Consider the following 26,250-nt stretch of genomic DNA (forward strand, 5'->3'; position numbering starts at 1 on the left):
ATGTTTTACAGCAGTGAATACGAGCTTGAGAGTAACCAACCTTTAATTGATGACTTTTACGAAAACATCCTTGTTAAGTCTTACTTAAAAACACCTCACGGCGCATTATTTTATGCTTATGCAAAGCCAGCTAATGCAAAAATGGCATTGGTTATTAGCTCAGGCAGGGTTGAAGGTGCTGATAAATACAAAGAACTCTTATGGGAATTTTACAATAATAACTACGCTATTTTTATCGTTGACCATCAAGGGCAAGGCCGCTCTTATCGTCACCTAAAAAATAAACACAAAGGCTATGTAGAACATTTTAAAAATTACAGTGCCGATCTAAATCAATTTACCCAAGAAATTGTAGATACATACTGGCACGGTAACAAGGTACTCATTGCTCACTCTATGGGCGGCGCTATAGCGCTTAATTACTTAGCCGAATACCAGCACAGCTATAAAGGGGTATTTTTATCTGCCCCCATGTTAAACATATTTACTAAAAAGGTGCCTCGTTTTTCTACCACTTTGGCTGTAAATATAGCTAAATTTTTAGGCTTACAATACAGCTATGCATTTGGGCAAAAAAACTATATCCCCCTAAACTTTGATTTAAACGTGCTAACAAGTAGTGAAATACGTTATAAGCAATTTAGGCACACTTACCACACTACGCCCTCATTACAACTAGGTGGAGTAACCTATGGCTGGCTACATGCGGTTATTAAGTTTTTGCCATCGGTAGATAAATTAAATATTACTATTCCAATGTATATAGCCAAAGCCGAAAACGATGAAGTAGTTAATAATACCGCGCTTGATAAGCTAGCGAGCAGCCATGCTAATGCATCAATAAAAAGTTTTAAAAATGCAAAGCACGAACTCTTTTTTGAACGCGACGAAATCCGTAAACCAGCATTAAAAAGCCTGTATACATTTTGCGAGTCTATTGAACCACAGAAAGTGGATCGAGGTGAATAAGAATATCTACCTCTGATTCAAAGCAGTTAGCAATCATCTTTTCAACTTCATCAGCCACATTATGCGCACGTATTAAGGTTAAATCGTCATCTAGCTCTAAATGCATTTGAATAAACTTAATTTTTCCGCCTTGGCGGGTACGAATATCGTGCACGCCGTGTACGTCTTGATGCTTATTGGCTATATCATAAATGCTTTGCTTTTCTTCATCGGGTAGCTCTTTATCCATTAAGTGATCTGCACTCTCACGCGCTATATCCCAGCTGTTGTAAAGTAAGTAACCCGCAACGCCAATGGCAAAAAGCGGATCGGCATACAGCACACCATAATACGCAAGTAATATGGCTAGTAATACGGCAGCATTTAAGATTAAATCGCCCTTGTAATGAACCGAATCAGCTCTAATAGCAATAGACTCAGTATGCTTAACGACTTTATTTTGAACAAATACAATAACTAAAGTACATACAATTGCAAAAGCGCTCACCCATACACCTAACAGCGAATGGTTAAGTACTATAGGGTTAAATAAGCGCTCAACACCATGAAATGCCAATAAACAACCGGAGCCTGCTATAAATGCAGCTTGGCCAAGCCCTGCAAGCGCCTCAGCTTTGCCGTGACCAAAACGGTGGTCGTCATCTGCGGGGCGCAGCGCATAACCTAAAACTAAAAAGCTCATTGCGGTGGCGGTAATATCCATTAATGAATCGGTTAAAGAGCCAAGCATAGAGGCAGAGCCCGACGCCAGCCAAGCCCAGGCTTTAGCCGCTATCATTAAGCTCACCATTATCATGGTAACTAGGCTTGATGTTTTAACCCAAAATTCGTAACTGCGGTGGTGCACGTTTATGTTCGCTAATCGCTGTATTCAATAGCGTGAGTATATCATTTTTTTAGCTAGATTCGTGTATACTGCCCTTCGTCAAATTACAAATTATTAGAAAGGCGCATTATGCTGGATATCGTTTTATATCAACCTGAAATTCCACCAAATACAGGTAATATTATACGCTTGTGTGCAAACACGGGTTACTCGTTACATTTAATTGAGCCGTTAGGCTTTGAGTGGGACGATAAGCGAGTAAAGCGTGCTGGCCTTGATTACCACGAATTTAGCAATGTGCAACGTCATGCATCGTTCGACGCATACCTTGAAAAATGCCAACCTAAAAAAGTATATGCCTGTACCACTAAAGGTAGCCAGTTCCATCACGAGGCAAGTTATGAAGCAGGCGATTGCTTAGTATTTGGCCCTGAAACACGTGGCCTACCAGATGATATGATCCAAGCCCTGCCAAACGATCAGCGCGTACGTATTCCTATGCAACCTAATAGCCGCAGTATGAACCTATCAAACGCTGTTGCTGTTTTTGTATATGAGTCTTGGCGCCAGCTAGGCTTTCCGAACGCGCAGTGATTAATGTTGCATTAGGCAATAAAAAACCGACTTAGCGTCGGTTTTTTAGTTTAAGTTTAGCTAACGTGCTTACTCAGCGCGTTGCTCTCGACCCAAAAGCGCCATAGCGGCTTCTTTCATGTCTTTGTTTTCATAAAGCACTTTATAAATTTGCTCAGTGATTGGCATTTCTACGCCAGCACGCTCAGCTAATAAATATACTTCTTTGGTGTTTCTAAAGCCTTCAACAACTTGGCCAATTGACTCAATAGCTGCGTCTACGCCTTCACCTTTACCTAATGCTAATCCAAAGCGGCGGTTGCGCGATTGATTGTCGGTACAGGTTAAGATTAAATCGCCAAGCCCAGCCATGCCCATAAAGGTTTCTTGTTTTGCGCCTAGCGCGCAGCCTAACCGTGTAAGTTCGGCAAGGCCACGGGTAATCAAAGCGGTTCGTGCATTGGCTCCAAAACCAACCCCGTCCGACATACCCGCACCAATAGCAATAACGTTTTTAACAGCTCCACCTAACTGAATGCCAATAAAATCATCGTTGTTATATACACGAAACGAGCGACCACAATGTAGTAAGTCAGCAAGTTGCTGAGCAAACTCAGTTGAAGTAGACGACACCGAAATAGCCGTAGGTAAACCCATTGCCATTTCTTTAGCAAATGTGGGCCCTGATAAAACCGCAAGCGGTATATCATCACCTAGCTCTTGCAATGCAACCTCTTGTAACAAGCGCCCCGTATTTGGTTCAAGCCCTTTAGTTGCCCATGCTACTTGCGCTCCGTCAACCAATGCAGGTTTAATTTGCTGTAACGTATCGCCAAATGCATGGCTAGGTATAACCACAAGTACAATGGCACTATTAGCTACGGCTTGTTGTAGATCGGCTTGTAATAAAAGAGTGTCGGGGAAAGGTACATCAGGTAAGTAACGTTGATTTTTCCGCTCAGCTGCAAGCGTGGCAACGTCGTCGCTATTGCGTCCCCAAAGAGTCACTTTATGACCATTTCGGGCTAAGCAAATAGCAAGAGCGGTGCCGTATGACCCCGCTCCTAATACAGTAACAGCTGAAGTTGCTGTACTCATAAATTATGCGTCTGCTGAAACCTGCTCAGCTTGCGCAGTGCGTTGTTGCATGTATTGTGCAAATAACGCATCAAAATTTACTGGCGCAAGGTTAAGCTGTGGGAAAGTACCACGGTTAACAAGATTAGATACGGCTTCACGCGCGTATGGGAATAACACGTTAGGGCAGTACGCGCCTAGCATATGTGCTAGTTGCACTTCTTCAAGTTCACCAACAGTAAAAATACCTGCTTGTTGAATCTCACATAAAAACGCAGTTTCTTCACCAATAGACGCTGTAACAGTTAATGCTAAAACAACTTCAAACACACCTTCGTCTAATTTATTAGAACGCGTGTCTAAATCTAGCTTAACTTCTGGCGTCCATTCTTTTTGAAAAATCGCAGGCGAGTTAGGCGTTTCAAACGATACATCTTTTGTGTAAATGCGTTGAATAGTAAATTGTGCGCCGGCTTCTTGTGCTGCTGCGTTTTGAGTTTCTTCGTTCATTGTGCTTCCTACGTGTTAGTTTTTATAATTAAAATTAAGCATTTAGCTTAGCGTCAAGTTTACCTTGCGCTTCAATTGCCATCATGTCGTCGCAGCCACCGATATGTTCATCATTAATAAAAATTTGCGGTACTGTGCTTGCGCCACCGGCTTTAGCAATCATCTCATCGCGAAGCTCTGGTTGAACACCAATATCAATATTTGTGTACTCAACGCCTTTACTGTTTAAAAGTGCTAATGCACGTTGACAAAATGGACAGTACGCTTTGGTGTATAAAACAACATTACTCATAATAAATCCTCTATCGGCGCTACTAACTGATTAGCGTCCTGTTGTAGTTGGAAGGCTCGCAGATTGCCACGACCCCATACCACCTGATAATACATAAACCGATTCAAAGCCTGCTTTATGCATTGCATTAGCAGTACCTTGAGCAGTCATGCCTGTGGCACATACCAATATAATGGGTTTGCTCGTGTGCTTTTCAAGGCTTGAAAAGTCAGATTGTTTTGCTTTTTCTGGGCTTAAGTGCTCTGCACCTGCAATACGACCTGCGTTAAATTCTTTTTGCGCACGTATATCAACTACCTTGCCATCTTCACGATTAATAAGGAGTGTTAATTGTTGTGGGTTAATTTCTCTAACTGCTGAAAATTTACTTTTTATCCAGCCACTTACAATAAGAAATACAATACCAACCCAAGCTAGGCTTAAAATAGGATGATTTGTAATAAATTCAATATATTGATCCATTCTACTTCCACTATGAAATTATGTTCTAAACCTAGGGCGTGTTGGCCTTTGTGGATTGAAATTTGTTCAATCTAGGGGCTATTAAATCGCGGCGCGAGATTTGTAACCTAGTGGGCTAAGTAAAAACCGAGCAAAGCTTCCGCGTCCTGCTCACGCCCCTTACCTACATCCATGTAGGCAACAAAAAGGTAATAGTCCCTAGAAAGAACCCAACGGGCAGCGCATGTTTGGGATTTATGCTACGTTATCGCCTATTTATGGGGAGTAACCACACTTCATAGGCTCTGCCTTGCCTAAAAACCAAACATACTGCTGCAAATTCAGCCACCAAAGTGCAACACGCCCTAATATTTTAGGTATTTTGTACTTTAGCCACGCAAGTATACCCAAACCAAGTTAAAATGCGAGTTTGCCGCAGTTTAAAAACACATAAAGCGCCCCATATATAATGTATATTTAAATTTTAATATCTTGTTTTCAGGGCTGATCCTAGCGTTAAAACACGGTATGCTAAAACTAACCAGATAACCTTTTCGGTGCAAAGTGCCATCAACAGGTGCTAATTTTCAGGAGCTATTATGACAGAGCATAAAAAACCACTGGTATTAATGATTTTAGACGGTTGGGGATACCGCGAAGACGAGCAAAGCAACGCAATTCTTGCTGCAAATACTCCCGTTTTAGACAAATTATGGGCTACCCGCCCACGCACATTAATTTCAGGCTCAGGATTAGATGTTGGTTTACCTGAAGGGCAAATGGGCAACTCAGAAGTTGGCCACGTTAATTTGGGTGCCGGACGAATCGTTTATCAAGACTTTACCCGCATTACAAAAGCGATTAACGATGGCGAGTTTGACTCAACACCTGCACTTGTTGAAAACATAGATAAAGCAGTTGCTGCAGGCAAAGCAGTACACATTATGGGCTTATTGAGCCCAGGTGGCGTTCACAGCCATGAAGATCACATAGTTGCAAGCATTGAACTTGCGGCAAAACGCGGCGCTAAAGAAGTTTACTTTCACGGATTTTTAGATGGCCGCGATACGCCACCACGCAGCGCTAAAGCATCGATAGAGCGTATTGAAGCTTTATTTAGCGAACTTAAATGTGGTCGTTTAGCCTCTTTAGTTGGTCGCTACTACGCAATGGATCGAGACAACCGCTGGAACCGTGTAGAAAAAGCTTACAACGTTATGGCTTTAGGCGAAGGCGAATTTACCTTCGCTGATGGCGTTTCGGCACTTGAAGCGGCTTACGAGCGCGATGAAAACGATGAGTTTGTAGCCCCAACCACCATTACACCACAAGGTACTGAAGCTGCACAAATTAATGATGGCGACACCGTTATTTTTGCCAACTTTAGAGCCGACCGTGCCCGCGAAATTACACGTGCATTTGTAGAGCCAGAGTTCGATGGTTTCACCAAGAAAAAATCACCGGCTCTTAGCGCATTTGTAATGATGACAGAATACGCAGCCGACATAGACGCCCCAGTAGCCTTTGGCCCTACACCACTCGTTAACGTGTTAGGGGAATGGTTTGAAAAAAATGGTAAAACACAATTACGTATTTCTGAAACAGAAAAATACGCACATGTTACGTTTTTCTTCAGTGGTGGCCGCGAAGATGAATTTGAAGGCGAATCACGCGAACTAATTCCTTCGCCGCAGGTTGCAACCTATGATCTACAACCAGAAATGAATTCAGAAATGCTAACCGATAAACTTATAGAAGCCATAAAAAGCGGTAAGTTTGACGCCATTATTTGTAACTACCCTAACGGCGACATGGTTGGTCACTCTGGCGTATTTGAAGCAGCTGTTAAAGCGTGTGAAGCAGTTGACGCTTGTATTGGCCGTGTAGTAGAGGCACTTGATGAATTTGGCGGTGAAGCACTAATAACAGCCGACCATGGTAATGCTGAGCAAATGGCCAGTCCTGCAACTGGGCAAGCACATACAGCACACACCAGCGAACCTGTACCATTTATTTATGTAGGTCGTGATGCTACGCCTAGTGAAGGTAAAGCATTAAGTGATGTTGCCCCTACCATGCTGCACCTTATGGGCATGGAACAACCAAGCGAAATGACAGGCACACCTATCATGACGTTGAAATAACACATGAGCAAACCTGTAAACTGGTTTAGTGTAAGTACATGTGTACTGGCTTTGTTAGTGGTTGCGCCTGCAACCGCTAACGAAGATCGCACTAAAAAGGATCTCTCAGAGGTGCAATCAGCCCTAGAGCAAAGCCAAGCAGATTATAATTCACAACGAAAAAAAATTACTCAGCTACAAAAAAACTTAAAAAAGCATGAGCTAGAAATAGCCAAAAATGCCAAAGCTCTCAATATGGCGGCCCAATCGGTAAAAGAAACCGAACAGCAACAAAAAGCCCAACAACAAAAAGCTAAAGAATTAGACAACCAACATAGTGAATTTCAAGCCATTTTGGCCGCACAATTAAAAAGTGCTTACATGGCTGGCGGTGACGACTACTCAAAAATGATTTTAAATCAGCAAGACACGGCTAAATTTGAGCGCACCTTAAGCTATTACAACTACTTAAATAAAGCCCGTATAGAGCAGCTTGAAGAGCTTAAAGCACTCCAACAAGAAATAGCCGAAAACCAAGTTGAACTTGCCAAAACTAAACAAAAACTCGCCGCTTTATTTGATGAGCAAAAAAGGCGTCAAAGTGCTTTAGTTAATGCTCAAAGTGAGCGCCAAACCAACCTTAAAAATTTGCAAGCACAGCTTAATAACACCAAAAGCTCTATTAACTATTTAAAAGATAACGAACAAACGCTTATCACCACAATTGAAGAATTAGAGCAAGAAAAAACCCAAAAAATAGAGTTGCTTGGTCTGAATAAAAGCAAAGGCAAACTTAGCTGGCCAAGTAAAGGTAAACTTAAGCACACCTTTGGCCAACGTAAACATGGCGGCATAGACTGGAAAGGCGTATTAATTGGCGCTAAAGAAGGTACCAACGTAAATAGTATAAACAATGGCCAAGTTGTTTTTGCTGATTGGCTTAAAGGCTTTGGCTGGGTGATTGTGGTTGACCACGGCGAAGGCTTTATGAGCCTATATGGCCATGCGCAAACTTTACTAAAAGATGTAGGCGATATGGTTCGCGAAGGCGAAACACTCGCTTTAGTAGGTCAAAGCGGCGGGCAGGCAAGTTCTGGTCTATACTTTGAAATACGCCACAAAGGACGCGCAGTAAATCCTGTAAAATGGTGCAGACGTATTTAATTGAATAAAGCAGCTGCACCGCATTAGGAGCAGCTGATGACTCAACAATCAACGCATATAGCCACCGTTAAAACCACCTATACTCGTGCCGCGTTTTTATTGTGGGCGCTTTTATCCCTCTCTATTTTTTGTTTTAGTAATGCTTTACATGCAAGCTCGATTAAAGATTTAAAAAGCCAACAAATATCAGAAATACTTTTTAATATTCATGCTTATTATGTTGACGATTTATCGCTACAAAAAACGCCTCACTACACCTATAGCAACCAACAAGTAGAAGTGTTATTAGAGCAACTTGACCCATACTCAAAATACTTAAACGAAAACGATTTAAACGCCCTGTTTAACAACACAAATGGTCAGTACACTGGCGTGGGTATTGAAGTAAAAAACATTGATGAGCACATTACCATTGTTGATGTAGTTAAAAACTCACCAGCAAAAGATGTCGGTATTTTAGCTGGCGATATTATTGTGAGTGTTAATAATAAAAGCACACAAGCACAAAGTTTAGAACACGTTGCCGCACTCATTAAAGACCCAAGCTTTAACACGGTAGCCATAAGCATAAGCCGTAAAGGTTACCAACAACCTCTTAACTTTGCAGTAAAGCGCAGTGAAATTAACCTTGAAAGCGCAACCAGCGAATTACTTGAATCGGGCGCAGGGTATTTAGCAATTCATAACTTTTCTAACCACACATTGCATGAGGTTGCTTTACATGTTGCTGCGCTCAAAAATGATTACCGCACGCCGTTAAAAGGCCTAGTAATTGATTTACGCGATAACCCCGGCGGCACGTTACAAAGCGCAGTGGCTGTGTCTGATTTATTTTTACAAAGTGGCACCATAGTAACTACAAAAGGGCGTTATTACGATGCTAACCAAGCCTATTACGCAAAACGAGGCGATATATTAAAAGGCGCCCCCATTATTGTGCTAATTAACGAAAACTCAGCGTCTGCCGCTGAAATACTCGCCGCCGCATTAAAAGATAACAAACGCGCCACAGTGGTAGGCAATCAATCGTATGGTAAGGGCTCGGTGCAATCGCTAATTCCTTTAGGTGATGGTAACACAGCACTAAAATTAACCACCGCAAAGTACTTTACTCCCTCAGGGGCTTCTATCGAGGGGGTAGGTATAACGCCTGATGTAGCAATTGCTCAAGCAACCCTTTCACAATCAAATAAAGCCGTTATAATAAAAAATAAACAGAACAAAAATACACCACAGTTAAAAAGTGAAATACTGGGTGATTTACAGCTAGTAAAAGCAAAGCAATTACTTAGCATGCAATAACAAAGCACTTAATAAACTTAAAAAGATAATAAAAATTATAAACGTGAAAATAATAAAATGGCTGTTATTGGCTGTTTGTTTAAGCTCCAGCTCTGTTGGGGCAAAGCAAATAGCCATCGTAATTGATGATATTGGCTATCATCAGCGGGATTTAGAATTTCTAACCTTACCTGGGCAATTGTCGTATTCAATTTTGCCCCATACACCTTACTCTCAAATTTTTGCCACTTTAGCCAGCCGAGCTAATAAAGAGTTGCTTTTGCACGTGCCTATGCAAGCCCTTAACGGTAAAGCATTAGGCCCTGGCGGACTGACGGTTAATATGGACAAGGAACAACTCCAGCAAACATTAGGTACTGCCTTGGCAAGCTTACCGCAAGTTAAAGGGGTTAATAACCATATGGGATCGGCTCTTACTCAACAAAGTAAAGCAATGAAGTGGACTATGGAGGTTCTAAAAAAACGTAAGTTATTTTTTTTAGATAGCCGCACAACCGATCTAAGCCAAGCGCAAAATGCTGCAAATTTTGTAGGTGTTAATAATATTGGTCGCCATGTGTTTTTAGACAATATAACCACTCATAACCAACTTCAACAAAGGCTCGATGAATTAAAATACAAAGCTACTAAGCACCACTTTGCCATTGCTATTGCGCACCCCTACCCTGAAACCATAGATTTTTTGCGCAAGGCACTACCAGAACTAGTAAAGCAAGGCTACGAACTAGTCCCTGTATCGCAATTAGTTGAAAGAAAATATATTCAGTTAGCTCAGGCACAAGGCAAAGCAATTAATGCAAGGTAGGCGCTTAGCCAAAGGAGTGCAGGTTATTTAAGTCAAAATCTTACATTCAACTAAGTAAGTAAAATTTTGCGCCCAATAGCAAAAAGCCCTGCATTTTAATGCAGGGCTTTTTAGTTTTTGCTGTTTAAAGCTTAATTAGCTCATAGCGCTTTGCAGCTTTTTCATTGCTGTTTTTTCTAGCTGGCGTACTCGCTCAGCTGATACGCTATATTTTTCAGCAAGCTCTTGTAATGTCGCTTTGTCGTCAGACAACCAACGTGCGCTTACAATATCTTGCGAGCGTTCGTCTAGTGTTTTTAGTGCACTAAACAAACGAGTATGCGACTGCTCTTGCCATTGTTGCTGCTCAATGTCGTCAGCTAAATCGGCAGAACCATCTGTTAAGTATTGTACTGGTGAATAAGTACTTGTTGGTGCGTCGTCGTTATCGTCGCCCGTTAAGTCAAAGCCCATGTCTTGGCCGCTCATACGCGATTCCATTTCACGTACTTCTTTTTCACTCACACCTAGCTCACTCGCTACAGTGCTAACTTCAGCTTGGTTAAACCAACCTAAACGCTTTTTGTTTTTACGAAGATTAAAAAACAATTTACGTTGTGCTTTAGTCGTTGCAACTTTTACGATGCGCCAGTTTTTAAGCACAAACTCATGAATTTCTGCTTTAATCCAATGAACAGCAAACGATACTAAGCGTACACCCACACTTGGGTCGAAACGCTTAACGGCTTTCATCAGACCAATATTGCCTTCTTGTATTAAGTCGGCTTGCGGTAAACCATATCCCGAGTAGCTTTTAGCAATATGTGCTACAAAGCGTAAATGCGACATAATGAGTTGCTTTGCAGCACTAAGATCGCCTTCTTCTTGAAGTCGTGTTGCTAGCTCTTTCTCTTGCTCAGCTTTAAGCATAGGAATAGTGCTAACCGCTTGAAGGTAGCCGTCCATGCTTGCGCTTTGTTGTCCAACTGTAAGTGCCATTGCGTATAAATCTTTACTCATTTTTCACCTCGGTGATAAACATTTGAAACCATCTTAGCACTCTTTCTCTAAGAGTGCTAACCCCAATTTAAAACTTTTTTAAAGCATAAATCAAGCGGTTTTTTAGTGTAAGTTAAGTCTACTACAAGCGACTGAATAAGTGATGAATTAAGGGATTGCTAGAGATTAGCAGCAAGGCAACAGGCCATTTACAACTAGGGCGTGTTGACCTTTACGGATTGAAATTTGTTCAATCTAGGGGCGTTCAAATCGCGGCGCGAGGTTTGTAACCTAGTGGGCTAAGTAAAAACCGAGCAACAAAGAGTTTATCGCCCCTAGGCAGAACCCGCAGGGCAGCGCATGTTTGGCATTTATGCTGCGTTATCGCCTATTTATGGGGAATAACCACACTTCATAGGCTCTGCCTTGCCTAAAAACCAAACATACTGCTGCAAATTCAACCATCAAAGATCAACACGCCCTAATATCTTTTGAGGATATTAATATACAAACATGACATTTTTGAGTCAGGCTTTAGCAGTGATAGTTAAACTTTGTCAGGTTCTATTTCTTTTATATATCGATTAACCGACAAGTAAGACCCAATAAAGCCTAAGCTAGTTGCAAGTAATACCAGTGCACCAAATTCGTTAAGTGTTAAACCAACAAGCTCAAAACTAGTTTGATACACCCCTGCTACACTACTTACTGCACTACTTAGCCACCACATCATTAGCGCTATACAAATAAAGGCAAACAAGCCACCTATTACACCATACCAAATACCCGTCCATAAAAATGGTGCATGTATAAAGGTATTAGTGGCCCCTACTAACTTCATTACTTGTATCTCTTCTTTTTTATCCATAATAGATAAACGAATAGTATTACCAATAATTAACGTCACCGAGGTAAGCAATAACAGAGCAATAGTGATTACACTCTCTTTTAATAAATCTAATAACGCATTTAAACGCTCTAACCAAGCGATATCGAGCTTACCAAAATCAACTTCCCGCTCACTCTCAAGCTTTCTCAGTAGTGCTTTAGCTGCATTAGGCTGGCGATGTCGCTTGGTAGGTGTAACAAGTACTACATCAGGTAGAGGGTTGCTATCAAGGTACTCTAGCGCTTGTCCAAATCCCGATACATCTTTAAATTCGGTTAATGCTTGCTGCTTAGAAATAAATTCAACGCTTTCCACCTCTGGGTATAGTGCAAGGCGTTTTACAAGAGTTTGTGTTTCTTGTGTACTCATCGTCTCTTTTACAAATAGCGAGATCTCACTGGCTTCTTCAAAGCCACTACTTACTTGCTGCACGTTTTTAACCACTAAGTAAAGCGTAGCAGGTAATGTTAAGCTCAAGCCAAGTACTGCTATTGTCATGAGTGAGGCAAGAGGCGTCCGCCACATTTCACCTAAGCTGTGTACACCTTGGCGAAAAATATTAATAACAAAAAAATAACCGCCAGCAATTGCCGATTTTTTTTGTTTGTCGTTTGTGTTTTGTCGCCCTTTAAATAGCAAGCTCATAATGCGCCCTCCGCAAGTGGGTCTTGAAGCATACGGCCATCTTTTAAGGTTAGGCTGCGGTATTTTAAACGAGAAATAAGGCCAAGATCGTGAGTTGCTATAAGTACAGTGGTACCGTGTTTATTAAAATCTTCAAATAGCCTTAATATTTCCATAGATAATTCAGGGTCGAGGTTACCGGTAGGTTCATCGGCCAATAAAATAGGCGGAGAGTTAACAATAGCCCTAGCAATACCTACACGTTGCTGCTCACCACCGGATAACGTTGAAGGGTGGCATTTTACTTTATCAAGTAAGCCCACTTTATCTAGCGCACCATGTACACGCTTAGCTATTTGCTTATGGTGTGTGCCTTCAATAATAAGCGGCAGTGCTACGTTATCAAATACGGTATAACGCTCTAATAAACGGTGGTTTTGAAAAATAATACCAATATCGCGACGAGCATACGGAATTTGCCGCGAGTTCACTTTATTTAAATCAACACCATTTATAAATACGTTACCCGCAGATGGACGCTCCATTAAACTGATTAGCTTTAATAAGGTACTTTTACCGGCGCCACTGTGGCCCGTTAAAAAAGCCAGCTCGCCAGGTTTAATATGAAAAGTGACTTTTTCGAGTGCCCGATGCCCACCCGGATAGGTTTTGCTTACTTGCTGAAAATTTATCATTATTTATTGTGCCAGCCCCAAAATAGTAAATTGGAATTCCTTGCAATTAAAAAGGGAGCAAGCTCCCTTTTATAAATTATACGTCATCCTCGTCTTGGCTAAATAACGCATCAATAAAGTCGTCGCTCTTAAACGCACGTAAGTCATCAATACCTTCACCTACACCAATGTAACGAATTGGAATATTAAACTTATCGGCAACAGCAAAAATAACACCGCCTTTAGCCGTACCGTCTAGCTTTGATAACGTAATACCTGTTAAGCCTACACATTGGTTAAATAGGTTAACTTGGCTAATTGCATTTTGACCCGTGCCTGCGTCAATCGTTAACATGACTTCGTGCGGTGCATCAGGGTCTATCTTTTTCATTACACGCGCTATTTTTTCAAGCTCTTGCATCAAGTTATCTTTATTTTGCAAGCGTCCTGCTGTATCAGCGATTAATACATCTACATTACGCGCTTTAGCCGCTTGGAACGCATCAAATACAACCGATGCGCTATCTGCACCTGTGTGCTGAGCAATAACCGGAATACTATTACGCTCACCCCAAACCTGAAGTTGCTCAACAGCAGCAGCACGGAATGTGTCACCTGCGGCTAACATAACCGACTTACCTTCATTCTGAAATTGTTTAGCAAGCTTACCAATGGTGGTTGTTTTACCAACACCGTTTACGCCTACCATTAAAATAACAAATGGTTTTTTATCTGCATTTATCTCTAGTGGTTGCTCTGCCGTTTTAAGCATAGCGGCCATTTCTTGTTTCATTAACTCATAAAGTGCATCACCATCTTTTAGCTGCTTACGATCAGCGGCATCAGTTAGGCTATCAATTAGCTTCATGGTGGTATCAACACCTAAATCGGCAGTGAGAAGCTGAGTTTCAAGATCTTCAAAAAGGTCATCGTCTATTTTTTTACCGCTAAAAATAGAGGCAAAGCCCGAACCTATGTTTACGCGGGTTTTTAATAAGCCCTTTTTAAGCCGAGAGAAAAAGCCTTCTTTTTTAGGCTTTTCAGCTAACTTAGCTTCTTCGTTTGCAAGTTCGGCCGTTAGGCGCTCTTGCTCTAATCGCTCAGCTTCTGCTTCAGCAGCTATACGTTCTTGTTCTGCACGTTCAGCCTCTGCTTGTTCTGCAGCAATACGCTCTTGTTCTAATCGCTCAGCCTCTGCTTGTTCTGCTGCAATACGCTGTTGCTCTAAACGCTCGGCCTCTGCCTGTTCTGCTGCAATACGCTGTTGCTCTAAACGCTCAGCCTCTGCCTGTTCTGCTGCAAGTCGTTCTTGCTCTAAACGCTCAGCTTCTGCCTGTTCTGCTGCAAGTCGTTCTTGCTCTAAACGCTCAGCTTCTGCCTGTTCTGCAGCAATACGCTGTTGCTCTAAACGTTCAGCCTCTGCTTGTTCTGCATCAATACGCTCTTGCTCTAAACGCTCAGCCTCTGCCTGTTCTGCTAAAATACGCTGTTGCTCTAAACGCTCAGCTTCTACTTTTTCAGCAGCAATTCGCTCTTGCTCTAAACGCATTTGAGCTTCTTGCTCAGCTAAACGCTCTGCTTGCACTACCCTTTGCGCCTCTGCATCTGCTTGCTCTTTTGCAAGTAACTCAGCATTGGCTTTTTCAATGGCTAGTTTTTCATCTTGCTCTGCCTGCTCACGCTCTCGCGCTAAACGCTGTTGTTCAGCCTCTTCTGCAGCTTTTCGCTCTTGCTCTAAACGCATTTGAGCTTCTTGCTCAGCTAAGCGCTCTGCCTGTGCTACTCTTTGCGCTTGTGCATCTGCCTGCTCTTTTGCAAGCAACTCAGCATTCGCTTTTTCAATGGCTGAACGCTCTTCATCGCGCTTTTCAGCGGCTATTCGCTCTTGCTCTACACGCTCGGCTTCTGCTTTTTCAGCGGCAATGCGCTCTTGATCTAAACGTTCAGCTTCTGCTTTTTCAGCAGCAATACGTTCTTGCTCTGCACGCTCGGCTTCTGCCTTTTCAGCAGCTATTCGCTCTTGCTCTAAACGCTCGGCTTCTGCTTTTTCAGCCGCAACACGTTCTTGCTCTAAGCGCTCAGCCTCTTGCTGAGCTAATGCTTGTTGTTTATCAGCTTCTGCTTGTTTTTTATCTGACTTACCAAAACCGAGCCAAGACATGAATTTACTTTTTTTTGCCATACTTGCTAATAACCACTTATAAAAATCTGATAAACTAAAATTTGAAATAGCTTGGTGTAGCTCAGCATAGAGTGCCGGCCAAACAACCGTTCAAAACGTAAGTGCTCAATAGTAACACTTTTAAAGCGGTTGAAAAATGAAGCTAAACGTAAACTAGTACAATATTATCTGAGCTAGATCCCATATACCATTTTTTAGTGACCTAAATGAGAAAAAAAACAACGCAAAATAAAGCAATTAGCAAACCTAAAGACGGCTTTATTAGAGTAATAAGTGGGCAGTTCCGTGGCCGTAAACTTCCCGTTAAAAATGTTGAAGGGCTTCGCCCAACAACCGACCGAATTAAAGAAACCGTTTTTAATTGGCTAATGCAAGACACCCGCGATGCAACAGTACTTGACTGCTTTGCGGGATCGGGTGGGCTAGGTTTTGAAGCGCTCTCACGTTATGCAAAAAGTACAACATTTATTGAGTTAGATTTATCAGCTGCGAAACAAATCGAACAAAACATTAGCACTTTAAAGCTAGAAAATGCACAAGTTAAACACACCAACTCTTTAACTTTTTTAGAGCAAAAAAATGTAAATGAACCTTTTGATTTAGTTTTTGTTGACCCGCCTTTTCGTAAAAATTTAGCGCAAAGTAGCTGTAATTTATTAGAAAACAACCAATGGCTCAGTAGAGAAGCACTTATTTATATTGAAGTTGAAACCGAGTTAGCTGAGTTTTCACCACCAAGTAACTGGCTGTTAATTAAAGAGAAAAAAGCAGGACAAGTACTTTGTAGGTTGTATCAACGCCAAGTAAATTAGCACTATTTTAGCTGCTGCATTTCTGTTAATATTATCCTTTACATGTGGTGTTGCTTCGGATTACAATACCGCACCATTTTTGAACCACTTGATCAATGTTTGATCAACTTGAGCAACGCTCATAATTTAGGTAGGTGAATTTTTAATGCCAGTAATTAAAGTAAGAGAGAACGAACCGTTTGACGTAGCACTTCGTCGCTTCAAGCGTTCATGTGAAAAAGCAGGTATCCTTTCAGAAGTTCGTCGTCGCGAGCACTATGAAAAGCCAACAGCTGAGCGTAAGCGTAAAAAAGCTGCAGCGGTTAAGCGTCACATGAAGAAGCTTTCTCGCGATAACGCACGCCGCGTTAAATTATACTAATAGTATTAGGTCTTGTATAAATGAGCCTTTTAATAACGCTAAAAGATGCGCAAAAAGATGCGATGAGAGCCAAAGACAAACAACGTCTTAACCCTATTCGCATGGTACTTGCCGCAATTAAGCAACGTGAAATTGACGAGCAAATAACACTAGACGACGCAGGTATTACCTCCGTTATAGTGAAGCTTGTTAAACAACGTCGTGATTCTTACACTCAGTACAAAGATGCTGGACGTGAAGATTTAGCCGAAATTGAAGCCAATGAGATCACCGCACTAGAAACTTTTTTACCTCAACAATTGAGTGAAGAAGAAATAGTAGCGCTTATTGATGCGGCTATTGCTGATACTAATGCAGCAGGTATGCAAGACATGGGTAAAGTAATGGGTATAATCAAAAGCAAAGCCGAAGGACGTGCCGATATGGGCAAGCTTTCTGGTTTAATTAAGCAACGATTAACAGCCTAATACTCCCACATACATAAAGTATGATTAAAGCAAACCGAGCCTAGTGCTCGGTTTCTTCGTTTATGGAGCAATAAATCTGCTTTTACAAACGCAAAAATTACAACATACCGTTATTCTATATGAATTATTAGTACGCTAATTTAATACGATAGAATGAACATGTTTTTAATAAAATTGGTATAAATACGCACATTGTGTTGAAATTACTACTCATCAATTGTTAGGACTACTTACAGAGCATGGCTGGAAAGATCCCACGAAATTTTATTGACGATTTACTCGCCAGAACAGATATTGTAGAGCTAATAGACTCAAAGGTTGGTCTTAAAAAAGCCGGTAAAGACTACCAAGCTTGCTGCCCTTTCCATAATGAAAAATCCCCTTCTTTTACTGTTTCTCAAGACAAACAGTTTTATCATTGCTTTGGCTGTGGGGCGAATGGCAACGCAATTTCGTTCGTTATGGAATATGACAAACTCGAATTTGTTGATGCCATTGAAGAGTTAGCAAGTTTACTCAATTTAGATGTTCCTCGCGAAAAAGGTACTAACTCTGCACCCGAGCGAACAGCGGCGCAAAAACGTTCTGACTACGATTTAATGCTGCATACAGCGCGCTTTTATCAACACCAACTAAAGCACCATAGCAACTCTGCTGCGGTTATTGATTATGTAAAAGGGCGTGGTTTAAGCGGCGAAACAGTTAAAAAGTTTATGATTGGCTATGCGCCTAGCGAATGGGAAGCGCTTTGCCAGCAGCTTGGCCGCACAAAAGAACAAAAAGAGCAATTAGTAGAGCTAAAACTCGCTTCAGAAAAAACACCAGGCAGACAGTTCGACTTTTTCCGCGACCGCCTAATGTTTCCTATACGAGATAAGCGCGGACGTGTAATTGCGTTTGGTGGGCGTGTTATGCAAGCCGACCAAGGGCCAAAATATCTCAACTCGCCAGAGACCCGTATTTTTCATAAGGGTTTTGAACTCTATGGCCTTTACGAAGCAAAACAAGCGCATAAAAAACTTGAGCATGTACTCATTGTTGAAGGTTACATGGACGTGGTTGCGCTTGCTGAGCAAGGAATAGAATACGCTGTGGCGGCTCTTGGTACAGCGACTACAAGTGAGCATATGCACACCTTATTTAGAACCACCGACAAAGTAGTGTGCTGTTATGATGGCGACAGGGCTGGGCGCGATGCTGCTTGGCGAGCGCTTGAAAATGCCTTGCCATATTTAACTGATGGCAAAGCACTGCATTTTGTATTTTTACCTGATGGCGAAGACCCAGACTCACTAGTACAACAAGAAGGCAAAGCACAATTTGAACAACGCCTAGCCCAAGCAGATGACTTCACTAAAGTACTGTTTAATAAACTTAGCCAAGAAGTAGATTTAACACTCGACTCTGGTAAAGCTAAATTATTGAGTGCCGCATTGCCGCTAATTGAGAAAATTCCGAGTGAGTTTTATCAAGAGAACATTTTAGAGCAATTAGGTCGTTTAATTGGCCGAACCCGAGAGCAATTAAACAGCCGATTAAAAACCCCTAAACAGCAACAAGCGGTTGAACGTAAATTTAAAATTACCCCTATGCGTCAAGCTATTGGTATTTTAATTCAGCATCCTCAATTAGCTAAAAGCGTGCCTTACTTGCCTGAGCTTGCTCAAATGAACATAGCCGGCATAGGTTTGTTATTGCGCTTACAAGAGCGTGCACTGCAAAAAGACAATGCAAACACCGCGGTTTTGCTTGAATCATTCAGAGACAGTGATGATTATGAGCCACTTGTAAAGCTTGCCACGTGGCAGCACCAAATAAGTGACGAGCGTTTAGAAACTGTTTTTCAAAATACTTTTAAATTTATTGAAGATCAGTGTTTAAATTATCGACTAGAGACCCTATTAATAAAGGACAAGACACAGGGCTTAACAAGTGATGAAAAACTCGAATGTCATTTACTTATGACAGCGCTAAAAGCGAGTAACAGCTAGTCAGACTTGATTTAAACTGTTATACTGTGCTATTCACTGCGTCACATTATTAAAGTTAGCCAAAGGGCAAACTCTATGATGGCGCCTGTTGTATCAACTTATCAGAGTGGAAGAAACAATCTCTATGGATCCAACTCCTCAGTCACAATTAAAACTTCTGATTCAAAAAGGTAAAGAGCAAGGCTATTTAACTTTTGCTGAAGTAAATGATCACCTTCCACAAGACATAATCGACTCAGATCAAGTAGAAGATATCATTAGCATGATTAATGACATGGGTATCAAGGTTAGCGAAAACGCGCCTGACGCCGATGAATTAATGATGCAAGAAACCACGACAGACGAAGACGCAGCCGAAGCTGCCGCTGCAGCCCTTGCAACTGTAGAAAAAGAAATCGGCCGTACTACCGACCCAGTACGCATGTACATGCGTGAAATGGGTACTGTTGAACTTCTTACCCGTGAAGGCGAAATTGTAATCGCTAAACGTATTGAAGAAGGTATTAACCAAGTACAGATTTCTGTTGCCGAATACCCAGAAGCGATCACTTACCTACTTGAACAGTGGGATAAGTTTGAAGCAGAAGAAATGCGCTTAAGCGACATTATTTCTGGCTTTTTCGATCCTAACGAAGACGAAGCGCAAATCTCTGCAACGCACATTGGTTCTGAATTAAGTGACGAACAACTTGATGAAGACGATGAAGATGACAAAGACAGTGATGACGATGATGACGAAGAAGAAGTAGATACAGGCCCAGATCCAGAAGAAGCCCGTATTCACTTTGAAAACTTACGTGATTTATACGTTAAAGCACGTGCTACGTTTGACGAAAAAGGTCGTTCGCACCCAGATTCTCAAGCCGCTATTTTTGAAATTGGCGAGCTTTTCAGAACCTTTAAATTAGTACCAAAACAGTTTGATCGCATGGTTAATAACATGCGAGAAATGATGGACAGAGTTCGTATTCAAGAACGTCTAATCATGAAACAAGCGGTACAAATTGCTAAGCTTCCTAAGAAAACGTTTATTAAGCATTTTGCTAACAACGAAACTGACGCAGCTTGGTTAGACCTAGAAATTGCAGCTAACGAAAAACACTCAGCTAAACTTGAAGAAGTAAAACCTGAAGTTATTCGTTGCATTCAAAAGCTTTGTGTAATTGAAGAAAGCACAGGCTTAAGCATTGAGCGTATTAAAGACATTAACCGTCGTATGAGTATTGGTGAAGCTAAAGCGCGCCGTGCGAAAAAAGAGATGGTTGAAGCTAACTTACGTCTTGTAATCTCAATTGCTAAAAAATACACCAACCGTGGCTTACAATTCTTGGACTTAATCCAAGAAGGTAATATTGGTTTGATGAAAGCGGTAGATAAGTTTGAATATCGCCGTGGTTATAAGTTCTCAACTTATGCTACGTGGTGGATACGCCAAGCTATCACGCGCTCAATTGCTGACCAAGCAAGAACAATCCGTATTCCGGTACATATGATAGAAACGATTAATAAACTTAACCGTATTTCTCGTCAAATGTTACAAGAAATGGGTCGTGAGCCAAATCCAGAAGAATTAGCAGAACGCATGATGATGCCAGAGGATAAAATCCGTAAGGTACTTAAAATTGCCAAAGAGCCAATTTCTATGGAAACACCCATTGGTGATGATGAAGATTCGCACTTAGGTGACTTTATCGAAGATACCACTATTGATTCGCCAATCGACTCGGCAACAATGGAATCTCTTCGTGGCGCAACTAACGATGTACTAGCAGGCCTTACAGCACGTGAAGCTAAAGTACTACGTATGCGTTTTGGTATTGATATGAATACCGACCACACCTTAGAAGAAGTAGGCAAACAGTTTGACGTAACACGTGAGCGTATTCGTCAAATAGAAGCGAAAGCGCTGCGTAAATTACGCCACCCTTCTCGCTCTGATTTACTAAAAAGCTTTTTAGACGCTAAGTAATTTAGCGCTTTGTATAAACTAAAAAGGCCGCTGTAGCGGCCTTTTTTCTATTTCAAGGAAATAAACATGGCTTGGATCCAAATCCGTATCAATGCCAATGCAGCAACAGCTGACGCTGTAAGTGACTTATTAATGGAAGCTGGCAGCGCATCAGTTACCTTTATTGACGCAAAGGACACACCAATATACGAGCCTAAAATTGGCACTGTAGAATTTTGGGCTGATACCACCGTAATTGGCTTATTTGAAGCCAATCACGATATGAATGCCGTAATTGCCTTACTAAAACGCCACGATGAAATTAAAGACTCACTAGTATATAAAATCGAGCAGCTAGAAGACAAAGACTGGGAACGTGAGTGGATGGATAACTTCCACCCAATCCAATTTGGCGAAAAACTATGGATTTGCCCAAGCTGGCGCGATATTCCTGACCCAGATGCAGTTAATGTGTTGCTTGATCCTGGCCTTGCATTTGGTACAGGCACCCATGCAACAACAGCTCTGTGTCTAAAGTGGCTAGAAAGCCAAGACCTAACGGGTAAAACTGTAGTCGATTTTGGTTGTGGTTCTGGCATTTTAGGGATTGCAGCTATCAAACTTGGCGCAGCGCGCATGATTGGCATTGATATTGACCCTCAAGCGCTTGAAGCTAGCTTAGATAACGCCCAACGTAATGGCGTTGCCGACAAGTTAGAAGTGTACTTACCAGAAAACCAGCCTGAGTTTACGGCCGACATTGTAGTCGCTAATATTTTAGCGCAGCCACTGCGTGAACTACACAGCGTAATTTTAGGTTTGTTAAAGCCAGGTGGCAAAATTGCTATGTCAGGTATATTAGAAGAGCAAGCTCAATCGGTCGCTGATATATACGCGCCATTTATTGCACTAGACGATATTGCCGTTGAAGGCGATTGGACTCGAGTTAGTGGCACAAAAAACAGCTAACTCTGAGCCAAAGCAATTTTAGAGTTTTAACTCAAAACTCGCATGTAAAGCCTGTATTTAACAGGCTTTACGTTTTTTTTACAGTTATAAAACTAACTCACTTTTTTTGACAAATTTATTTTTTGTTTAAATATCAAACAAATCAACCCACTTGTCATGCGGTTATCAAATGTCAATACGAAAAGGGCAAAAAAAAGTCACTTTTGTTCAATTTATAGCCTTTGATTTTTCCTAAAAAAACCGTAAACTTAGCGCCCCTTGAAAAGAGGCCTATTGAATACAGTGCGTATCGGTTCATACCAACTTGAGAATAATGTAATAGTCGCGCCAATGGCAGGTATTACAGACAGACCATTTAGACAGCTTTGCCGCCGCTTAGGTGCGGGCCTTGCCGTGTCTGAAATGCTATCGTCAAACCCGAAGGTTTGGAAAACTGAAAAATCGATGAACCGTATGGATCACAGCGGTGAATCGGGTATACGTGCGGTGCAAATTGCAGGAGCTGATCCTGAGCTTATGGCGCAGGCCGCACAATTCAATGTTGCTAACGGTGCACAGATCATAGATATCAATATGGGGTGCCCAGCAAAAAAAGTGAACAAGAAACTCGCAGGCTCTGCCTTATTACAGTTTCCTGAACTTGTGGAAGAGATAGTTGATGCAGTCGTTAATGCTGTTGATATCCCGGTCACACTTAAAATCCGTACAGGATGGGATCAGGATAACCGTAATGGTGTAGAGATTGCGAGAATAGCTGAGCGTTATGGCATAGCGTCACTTGCCGTACATGGGCGTACACGCGCATGTATGTATAAAGGTGAAGCAGAATATGACACGATTAGGGATATAAAACGCTCAGTGTCGATACCTGTTGTTGCAAATGGTGATATTACATCACCAGAAAAAGCAAAGCAGGTTTTGGACTATACGGGTGCAGATGCCATCATGATTGGCCGAGCCGCCCAAGGTCGCCCTTGGATATTTAGGGAGATAGACCACTATTTGCGAACTGGAGAACACTTACAGCCGCCTGCTATTTCAGAGGTACGCAGTATTTTAATGGAGCATTTAGATAACCTCCATGCGTTTTACGGTGAGCCAATGGGAGCGCGAATTGCTCGCAAACATGTATCTTGGTATTTGCAAACCCATGACAGTGATGGTCAGTTTAGGCGAGTATTTAATGCGCTCGACAACCCACAGGCACAGGTTGACGCATTAAAGCAATACTTTAAAACACTAGCAGCTAACTAAGAAAGAAAGAGACTTTATAATGTTCGAACAAAACGTGACTTCTCCATTTATCACAAACCCTCATGTTCAGTCACACGAGAAACCGCAGCCATTGCGTGATGCAGTAAAAAAAGCTGTTCACCACTATTTAAAGCAGCTTAACGGTCAAGATGTGCAAGACGTTTACGACCTTGTTCTTTCAGAGCTAGAAGCGCCATTACTTGAAGAAGTAATGACATACACACGTGGTAACCAAACTCGTGCGGCAATTTTACTAGGTATCAACCGTGGTACTTTACGTAAAAAGCTTAAAAAATACGGCATGAACTAATATGCTGGCTGTGAGTTATCGCAGCTAATTATTAAAAAAGCACCTTTGGGTGCTTTTTTTATGCCTGCAATTTATTAACCAAATTGCAAAATGCTCACGCTTATTGGCGCTTTATGAGTCGTTTTTTGAGTAGTAATCAGTTAAAATGCCCGCTTCTAAGCTAGCTCATTAACTGAGGAAATCAAACTACAATGGATACTCATCGTCCCATTCGTCGCGCACTGTTAAGTGTGTCTGATAAAACCGGTATTGTTGAATTTGCCCGCGCACTAGAAGCGCAAGGTGTAGATATTTTATCAACTGGCGGTACCTGTAAACTCCTTGCTGATAACGGCATAAAAGTGACTGAAGTGTCAGATCACACAGGTCATCCTGAAATCATGGATGGTCGCGTAAAAACCCTTCACCCTAAAATTCACGGCGGCATTTTAGCTCGTCGCGGACAAGATGAAAGCGTAATGGCAGATAACAACATCTCTGCTATCGATATTGTTGTAGTTAACTTATACCCCTTTGCGAATACTGTCGCTCAAGAAAACTGCAGCCTTGAAGATGCCATTGAGAACATTGATATTGGCGGCCCAACTATGGTGCGCGCAGCCGCTAAAAACCACAAAGATGTAACGATTGTGGTAAACGCGAGCGATTACGACCGTGTTATTAGCGAAATGCAAAACAATAATGGTTCAACTACATATAAAACACGTTTTGACTTAGCCATTGCGGCTTATGAGCACACTGCTCAATACGATGGCATGATTGCTAACTACTTTGGCAAAATGGTTCCTGATTACACTGAAGAAGCCGTTGAAGACACCAAATTCCCACGTACTATCAATATGCAGTTCACTAAAAAGCAAGATATGCGTTACGGTGAAAACTCACACCAAGATGCTGCTTTTTACGTTGAAAACGATGTAAGCGAAGCATCAGTTGCAACAGCAACTCAGCTGCAAGGTAAAGCGCTTTCGTTTAATAACATTGCAGATACCGATGCCGCACTTGAGTGTGTTAAAGAATTTGATGTACCTGCGTGTGTTATTGTTAAACACGCAAACCCGTGTGGTGTTTCAATTGGCGATAACATCTTACAAGCATATGAGCGTGCATTTAAAACAGACCCAACATCAGCGTTTGGTGGCATTATTGCCTTTAACCGCGAGCTTGATGCAGCAACAGCACAAGCCATTGTTGAGCGTCAATTTGTTGAAGTGATTATTGCTCCTAGCATATCAAGCGAAGCAGCAAAAATTGTTGAAGCTAAAAAGAACGTACGTTTATTAGCGTGCGGACAATGGAGCGGAAAAGCAACTGGCCACGATATTAAACGCGTAAACGGCGGTGTTTTAGTACAAGACCGTGACCTAGGTATGGTTACCCAAGGCGACTTAAAAGTAGTGTCTAAACGCCAGCCTTCTGAGCAAGAACTTAAAGACTTACTGTTTTGCTGGAAAGTCGCTAAGTTTGTTAAATCAAACGCAATTGTATATGCCCGCGACGGTATGACTATTGGCGTAGGCGCAGGCCAAATGAGCCGTGTTTACTCAGCTAAAATAGCAGGTATTAAAGCCGCTGATGAAAACTTAGAAGTACCGGGTTCAGTTATGGCGTCGGATGCGTTTTTCCCATTCCGTGATGGTATTGATGCTGCAGCAGAAGCTGGTATTACCGCTGTAATTCAACCTGGTGGCTCAATGCGCGATGAAGAAGTTATCGCCGCAGCTGACGAAGCAGGCATGGCTATGGTGTTTACCGGCATGCGCCATTTCCGCCACTAATCACACAAAGGGTTAAACACAGCGTTTAACCCTTTTTGTTTGCAATCAATTCACGTATTCTGGTTAATCTAACACCTAATTTTTATGTTAAGGAACAAACGATGAAATTTGCACTAAAGTCACTACTTGTTGCCTCGCTTACGCTTACATCAACAATGGCGCTTAGCCATAACCATGAGTCGAGCCTTAGTCATGCAGTTCAATCAAGCGAACGTAGCGCTAAAAATAGCGCCCGTGATGAATACCGTCACCCTGAGCAAACATTGGCATTTTTTGGTTTTAAACCAACAATGACCGTTGTTGAAATTGCGCCAGGTGGTGGTTGGTACAGTGAAATTTTAGCTCCTGCTTTGAAAGAGCAAGGCTTATATTACGCTGCGCACTTTCCTAGTGATTCATCTGTAGGTTACTACCAACGTTCTCTAGCTGCCTTTAAACAAAAAGTGGCTGAAGATAAACGCTTTAGTAAAGTAGAAATTTCTGAATTTGCCCCCCTAACACACACTGATATAGCTCCAGCGGGTACAGCCGATATGGTATTAACCTTTCGCAATGTACATAACTGGTACATGGGTAAAGACACCGAAGGCGCATTAAGTGCGTTTAAGTCTTTTTACACAGCGCTAAAACCAGGTGGCACATTAGGTGTAGTTGAGCATCGCTTAGATGAAAGCCGTGCTGATGAGGATCAAAAATCAACTGGCTACATGAAGCAAAGCTACGTAGTCGACTTAGCTAAAAAAGCTGGGTTTGAACTGGTTGCAACAAGTGAGATTAACGCGAATCCAAAAGATACAGCTGATCACCCTAAAGGGGTATGGACGCTACCACCTAGCTTACGTCTTGGCGAAAAAGACGCTGACAAATACAAAGCTATTGGTGAAAGCGACCGTATGACGCTGAAATTTAAAAAACCGCTTTAAATAGGAAT

Annotated in this window: 25 protein-coding genes; 16 read left to right on the forward strand and 9 right to left on the reverse strand. The window is 41.8% G+C overall.

Annotation, left to right across the window (positions count from 1 at the left end; all coding sequences use genetic code 11):
• Positions 1-969, forward strand: coding sequence for an alpha/beta fold hydrolase (locus tag PESP_RS14885; RefSeq protein WP_089348732.1), 969 nt, complete (start codon positions 1-3; stop codon positions 967-969).
• Here PESP_RS14885 and PESP_RS14890 read toward each other — a convergent pair.
• Positions 935-1,816, reverse strand: a complete 882-nt coding sequence (locus PESP_RS14890) for a cation diffusion facilitator family transporter (RefSeq protein WP_483878438.1) — start codon at positions 1,814-1,816, stop codon at positions 935-937. The genes PESP_RS14885 and PESP_RS14890 overlap by 35 nt on opposite strands.
• A 108-nt stretch (positions 1,817-1,924) precedes the next feature.
• Between PESP_RS14890 and trmL the strand changes: the two genes are divergently transcribed.
• Positions 1,925-2,389: a tRNA (uridine(34)/cytosine(34)/5-carboxymethylaminomethyluridine(34)-2'-O)-methyltransferase TrmL gene (gene trmL, locus PESP_RS14895; protein ID WP_089348733.1), complete on the forward strand. Its 465-nt coding sequence runs from the start codon at positions 1,925-1,927 to the stop codon at positions 2,387-2,389.
• A 69-nt stretch (positions 2,390-2,458) separates the two neighbouring features.
• Here trmL and gpsA read toward each other — a convergent pair whose 3' ends face one another.
• Genes gpsA through PESP_RS14915 form a run of 4 tightly spaced genes read right to left on the reverse strand, consistent with a single transcriptional unit; the run spans position 2,459 to position 4,709 of the window.
• Positions 2,459-3,466: an NAD(P)H-dependent glycerol-3-phosphate dehydrogenase gene (gene gpsA / locus PESP_RS14900; RefSeq protein ID WP_089348734.1), complete on the reverse strand. Its 1,008-nt coding sequence runs from the start codon at positions 3,464-3,466 to the stop codon at positions 2,459-2,461.
• A 3-nt stretch (positions 3,467-3,469) separates the two neighbouring features.
• Complete coding sequence (gene secB / locus PESP_RS14905; protein ID WP_089348735.1) at positions 3,470-3,955, reverse strand: protein-export chaperone SecB; 486 nt, start codon at positions 3,953-3,955, stop codon at positions 3,470-3,472.
• A gap of 34 nt (positions 3,956-3,989) precedes the next feature.
• Positions 3,990-4,247, reverse strand: a complete 258-nt coding sequence (grxC, locus tag PESP_RS14910; RefSeq protein ID WP_004588615.1) for a glutaredoxin 3 — start codon at positions 4,245-4,247, stop codon at positions 3,990-3,992.
• Between the two features lie 30 nt (positions 4,248-4,277).
• The gene (locus PESP_RS14915) at positions 4,278-4,709 is read right to left on the reverse strand and encodes a rhodanese-like domain-containing protein (protein WP_089348736.1); all 432 of its coding nucleotides are present in this window, start codon (positions 4,707-4,709) and stop codon (positions 4,278-4,280) included.
• A gap of 578 nt (positions 4,710-5,287) precedes the next feature.
• Between PESP_RS14915 and gpmM the strand changes: the two genes are divergently transcribed.
• Genes gpmM through PESP_RS14935 form a run of 4 tightly spaced genes read left to right on the forward strand, consistent with a single transcriptional unit; the run spans position 5,288 to position 10,082 of the window.
• Positions 5,288-6,832 (forward strand): 2,3-bisphosphoglycerate-independent phosphoglycerate mutase, encoded by a 1,545-nt coding sequence (gene gpmM / locus PESP_RS14920; RefSeq protein ID WP_089348737.1) that lies wholly within the window; start codon positions 5,288-5,290, stop codon positions 6,830-6,832.
• Positions 6,833-6,835: 3 nt separating this feature from the next.
• Positions 6,836-7,975 (forward strand): murein hydrolase activator EnvC family protein, encoded by a 1,140-nt coding sequence (locus tag PESP_RS14925; protein WP_089348738.1) that lies wholly within the window; start codon positions 6,836-6,838, stop codon positions 7,973-7,975.
• A gap of 36 nt (positions 7,976-8,011) precedes the next feature.
• The gene (locus PESP_RS14930; protein WP_089348739.1) at positions 8,012-9,277 is read left to right on the forward strand and encodes a S41 family peptidase; all 1,266 of its coding nucleotides are present in this window, start codon (positions 8,012-8,014) and stop codon (positions 9,275-9,277) included.
• A 43-nt stretch (positions 9,278-9,320) separates the two neighbouring features.
• A complete protein-coding gene (locus tag PESP_RS14935) occupies positions 9,321-10,082 on the forward strand; it encodes a divergent polysaccharide deacetylase family protein (RefSeq protein WP_245852091.1) in 762 nt (253 codons plus the stop codon).
• Positions 10,083-10,217: 135 nt separating this feature from the next.
• On the opposite strand, the gene rpoH is transcribed toward PESP_RS14935, so the two are convergent.
• The 4 genes from rpoH to ftsY form a co-directional block, all read right to left on the reverse strand.
• On the reverse strand, positions 10,218-11,081 hold the full coding sequence (gene rpoH, locus PESP_RS14940) for an RNA polymerase sigma factor RpoH (RefSeq protein ID WP_089348741.1): 864 nt from the start codon (positions 11,079-11,081) through the stop codon (positions 10,218-10,220).
• A 526-nt stretch (positions 11,082-11,607) separates the two neighbouring features.
• A complete protein-coding gene (gene ftsX / locus PESP_RS14945) occupies positions 11,608-12,594 on the reverse strand; it encodes a permease-like cell division protein FtsX (RefSeq protein ID WP_089348742.1) in 987 nt (328 codons plus the stop codon).
• Positions 12,591-13,268, reverse strand: coding sequence for a cell division ATP-binding protein FtsE (gene ftsE / locus PESP_RS14950; RefSeq protein WP_089348743.1), 678 nt, complete (start codon positions 13,266-13,268; stop codon positions 12,591-12,593). Before ftsE ends, ftsX begins: the two co-directional genes overlap by 4 nt.
• Positions 13,269-13,344: 76 nt before the next feature.
• Entirely contained in the window at positions 13,345-15,429 is a 2,085-nt protein-coding gene (gene ftsY / locus PESP_RS14955) for a signal recognition particle-docking protein FtsY (protein WP_089348744.1), read from the reverse strand.
• 206 nt (positions 15,430-15,635) lie between these two features.
• On the opposite strand from ftsY, the gene rsmD reads away from it, so the two are divergent.
• From rsmD to PESP_RS15005, 10 genes are all read left to right on the forward strand, one after another.
• Complete coding sequence (rsmD, locus tag PESP_RS14960; protein WP_089348745.1) at positions 15,636-16,241, forward strand: 16S rRNA (guanine(966)-N(2))-methyltransferase RsmD; 606 nt, start codon at positions 15,636-15,638, stop codon at positions 16,239-16,241.
• A gap of 145 nt (positions 16,242-16,386) precedes the next feature.
• A complete protein-coding gene (gene rpsU / locus PESP_RS14965; RefSeq protein ID WP_002957797.1) occupies positions 16,387-16,602 on the forward strand; it encodes a 30S ribosomal protein S21 in 216 nt (71 codons plus the stop codon).
• A gap of 20 nt (positions 16,603-16,622) precedes the next feature.
• On the forward strand, positions 16,623-17,069 hold the full coding sequence (locus PESP_RS14970) for a GatB/YqeY domain-containing protein (RefSeq protein ID WP_089348746.1): 447 nt from the start codon (positions 16,623-16,625) through the stop codon (positions 17,067-17,069).
• A 239-nt stretch (positions 17,070-17,308) separates the two neighbouring features.
• Entirely contained in the window at positions 17,309-19,060 is a 1,752-nt protein-coding gene (gene dnaG / locus PESP_RS14975; RefSeq protein WP_089348747.1) for a DNA primase, read from the forward strand.
• A gap of 124 nt (positions 19,061-19,184) precedes the next feature.
• Positions 19,185-21,029 carry an RNA polymerase sigma factor RpoD gene (gene rpoD, locus PESP_RS14980; protein ID WP_089348748.1) on the forward strand — a complete coding sequence of 615 codons (1,845 nt, stop codon included), beginning with the start codon at positions 19,185-19,187 and terminating at the stop codon, positions 21,027-21,029.
• A gap of 66 nt (positions 21,030-21,095) precedes the next feature.
• On the forward strand, positions 21,096-21,977 hold the full coding sequence (prmA, locus tag PESP_RS14985) for a 50S ribosomal protein L11 methyltransferase (RefSeq protein ID WP_089348749.1): 882 nt from the start codon (positions 21,096-21,098) through the stop codon (positions 21,975-21,977).
• Positions 21,978-22,259: 282 nt separating this feature from the next.
• Positions 22,260-23,231: a tRNA dihydrouridine synthase DusB gene (gene dusB / locus PESP_RS14990; protein WP_174694398.1), complete on the forward strand. Its 972-nt coding sequence runs from the start codon at positions 22,260-22,262 to the stop codon at positions 23,229-23,231.
• Between the two features lie 19 nt (positions 23,232-23,250).
• The gene (gene fis, locus PESP_RS14995; RefSeq protein ID WP_002957804.1) at positions 23,251-23,541 is read left to right on the forward strand and encodes a DNA-binding transcriptional regulator Fis; all 291 of its coding nucleotides are present in this window, start codon (positions 23,251-23,253) and stop codon (positions 23,539-23,541) included.
• A 191-nt stretch (positions 23,542-23,732) separates the two neighbouring features.
• Positions 23,733-25,319 carry a bifunctional phosphoribosylaminoimidazolecarboxamide formyltransferase/IMP cyclohydrolase gene (purH, locus tag PESP_RS15000; protein ID WP_089348751.1) on the forward strand — a complete coding sequence of 529 codons (1,587 nt, stop codon included), beginning with the start codon at positions 23,733-23,735 and terminating at the stop codon, positions 25,317-25,319.
• Positions 25,320-25,420: 101 nt separating this feature from the next.
• Complete coding sequence (locus PESP_RS15005; RefSeq protein ID WP_089348752.1) at positions 25,421-26,242, forward strand: class I SAM-dependent methyltransferase; 822 nt, start codon at positions 25,421-25,423, stop codon at positions 26,240-26,242.
• Positions 26,243-26,250: the final 8 nt, after the last annotated feature.

Origin of the sequence: Pseudoalteromonas espejiana DSM 9414, from assembly GCF_002221525.1 — a bacterium.
Lineage (GTDB): Bacteria > Pseudomonadota > Gammaproteobacteria > Enterobacterales > Alteromonadaceae > Pseudoalteromonas > Pseudoalteromonas espejiana.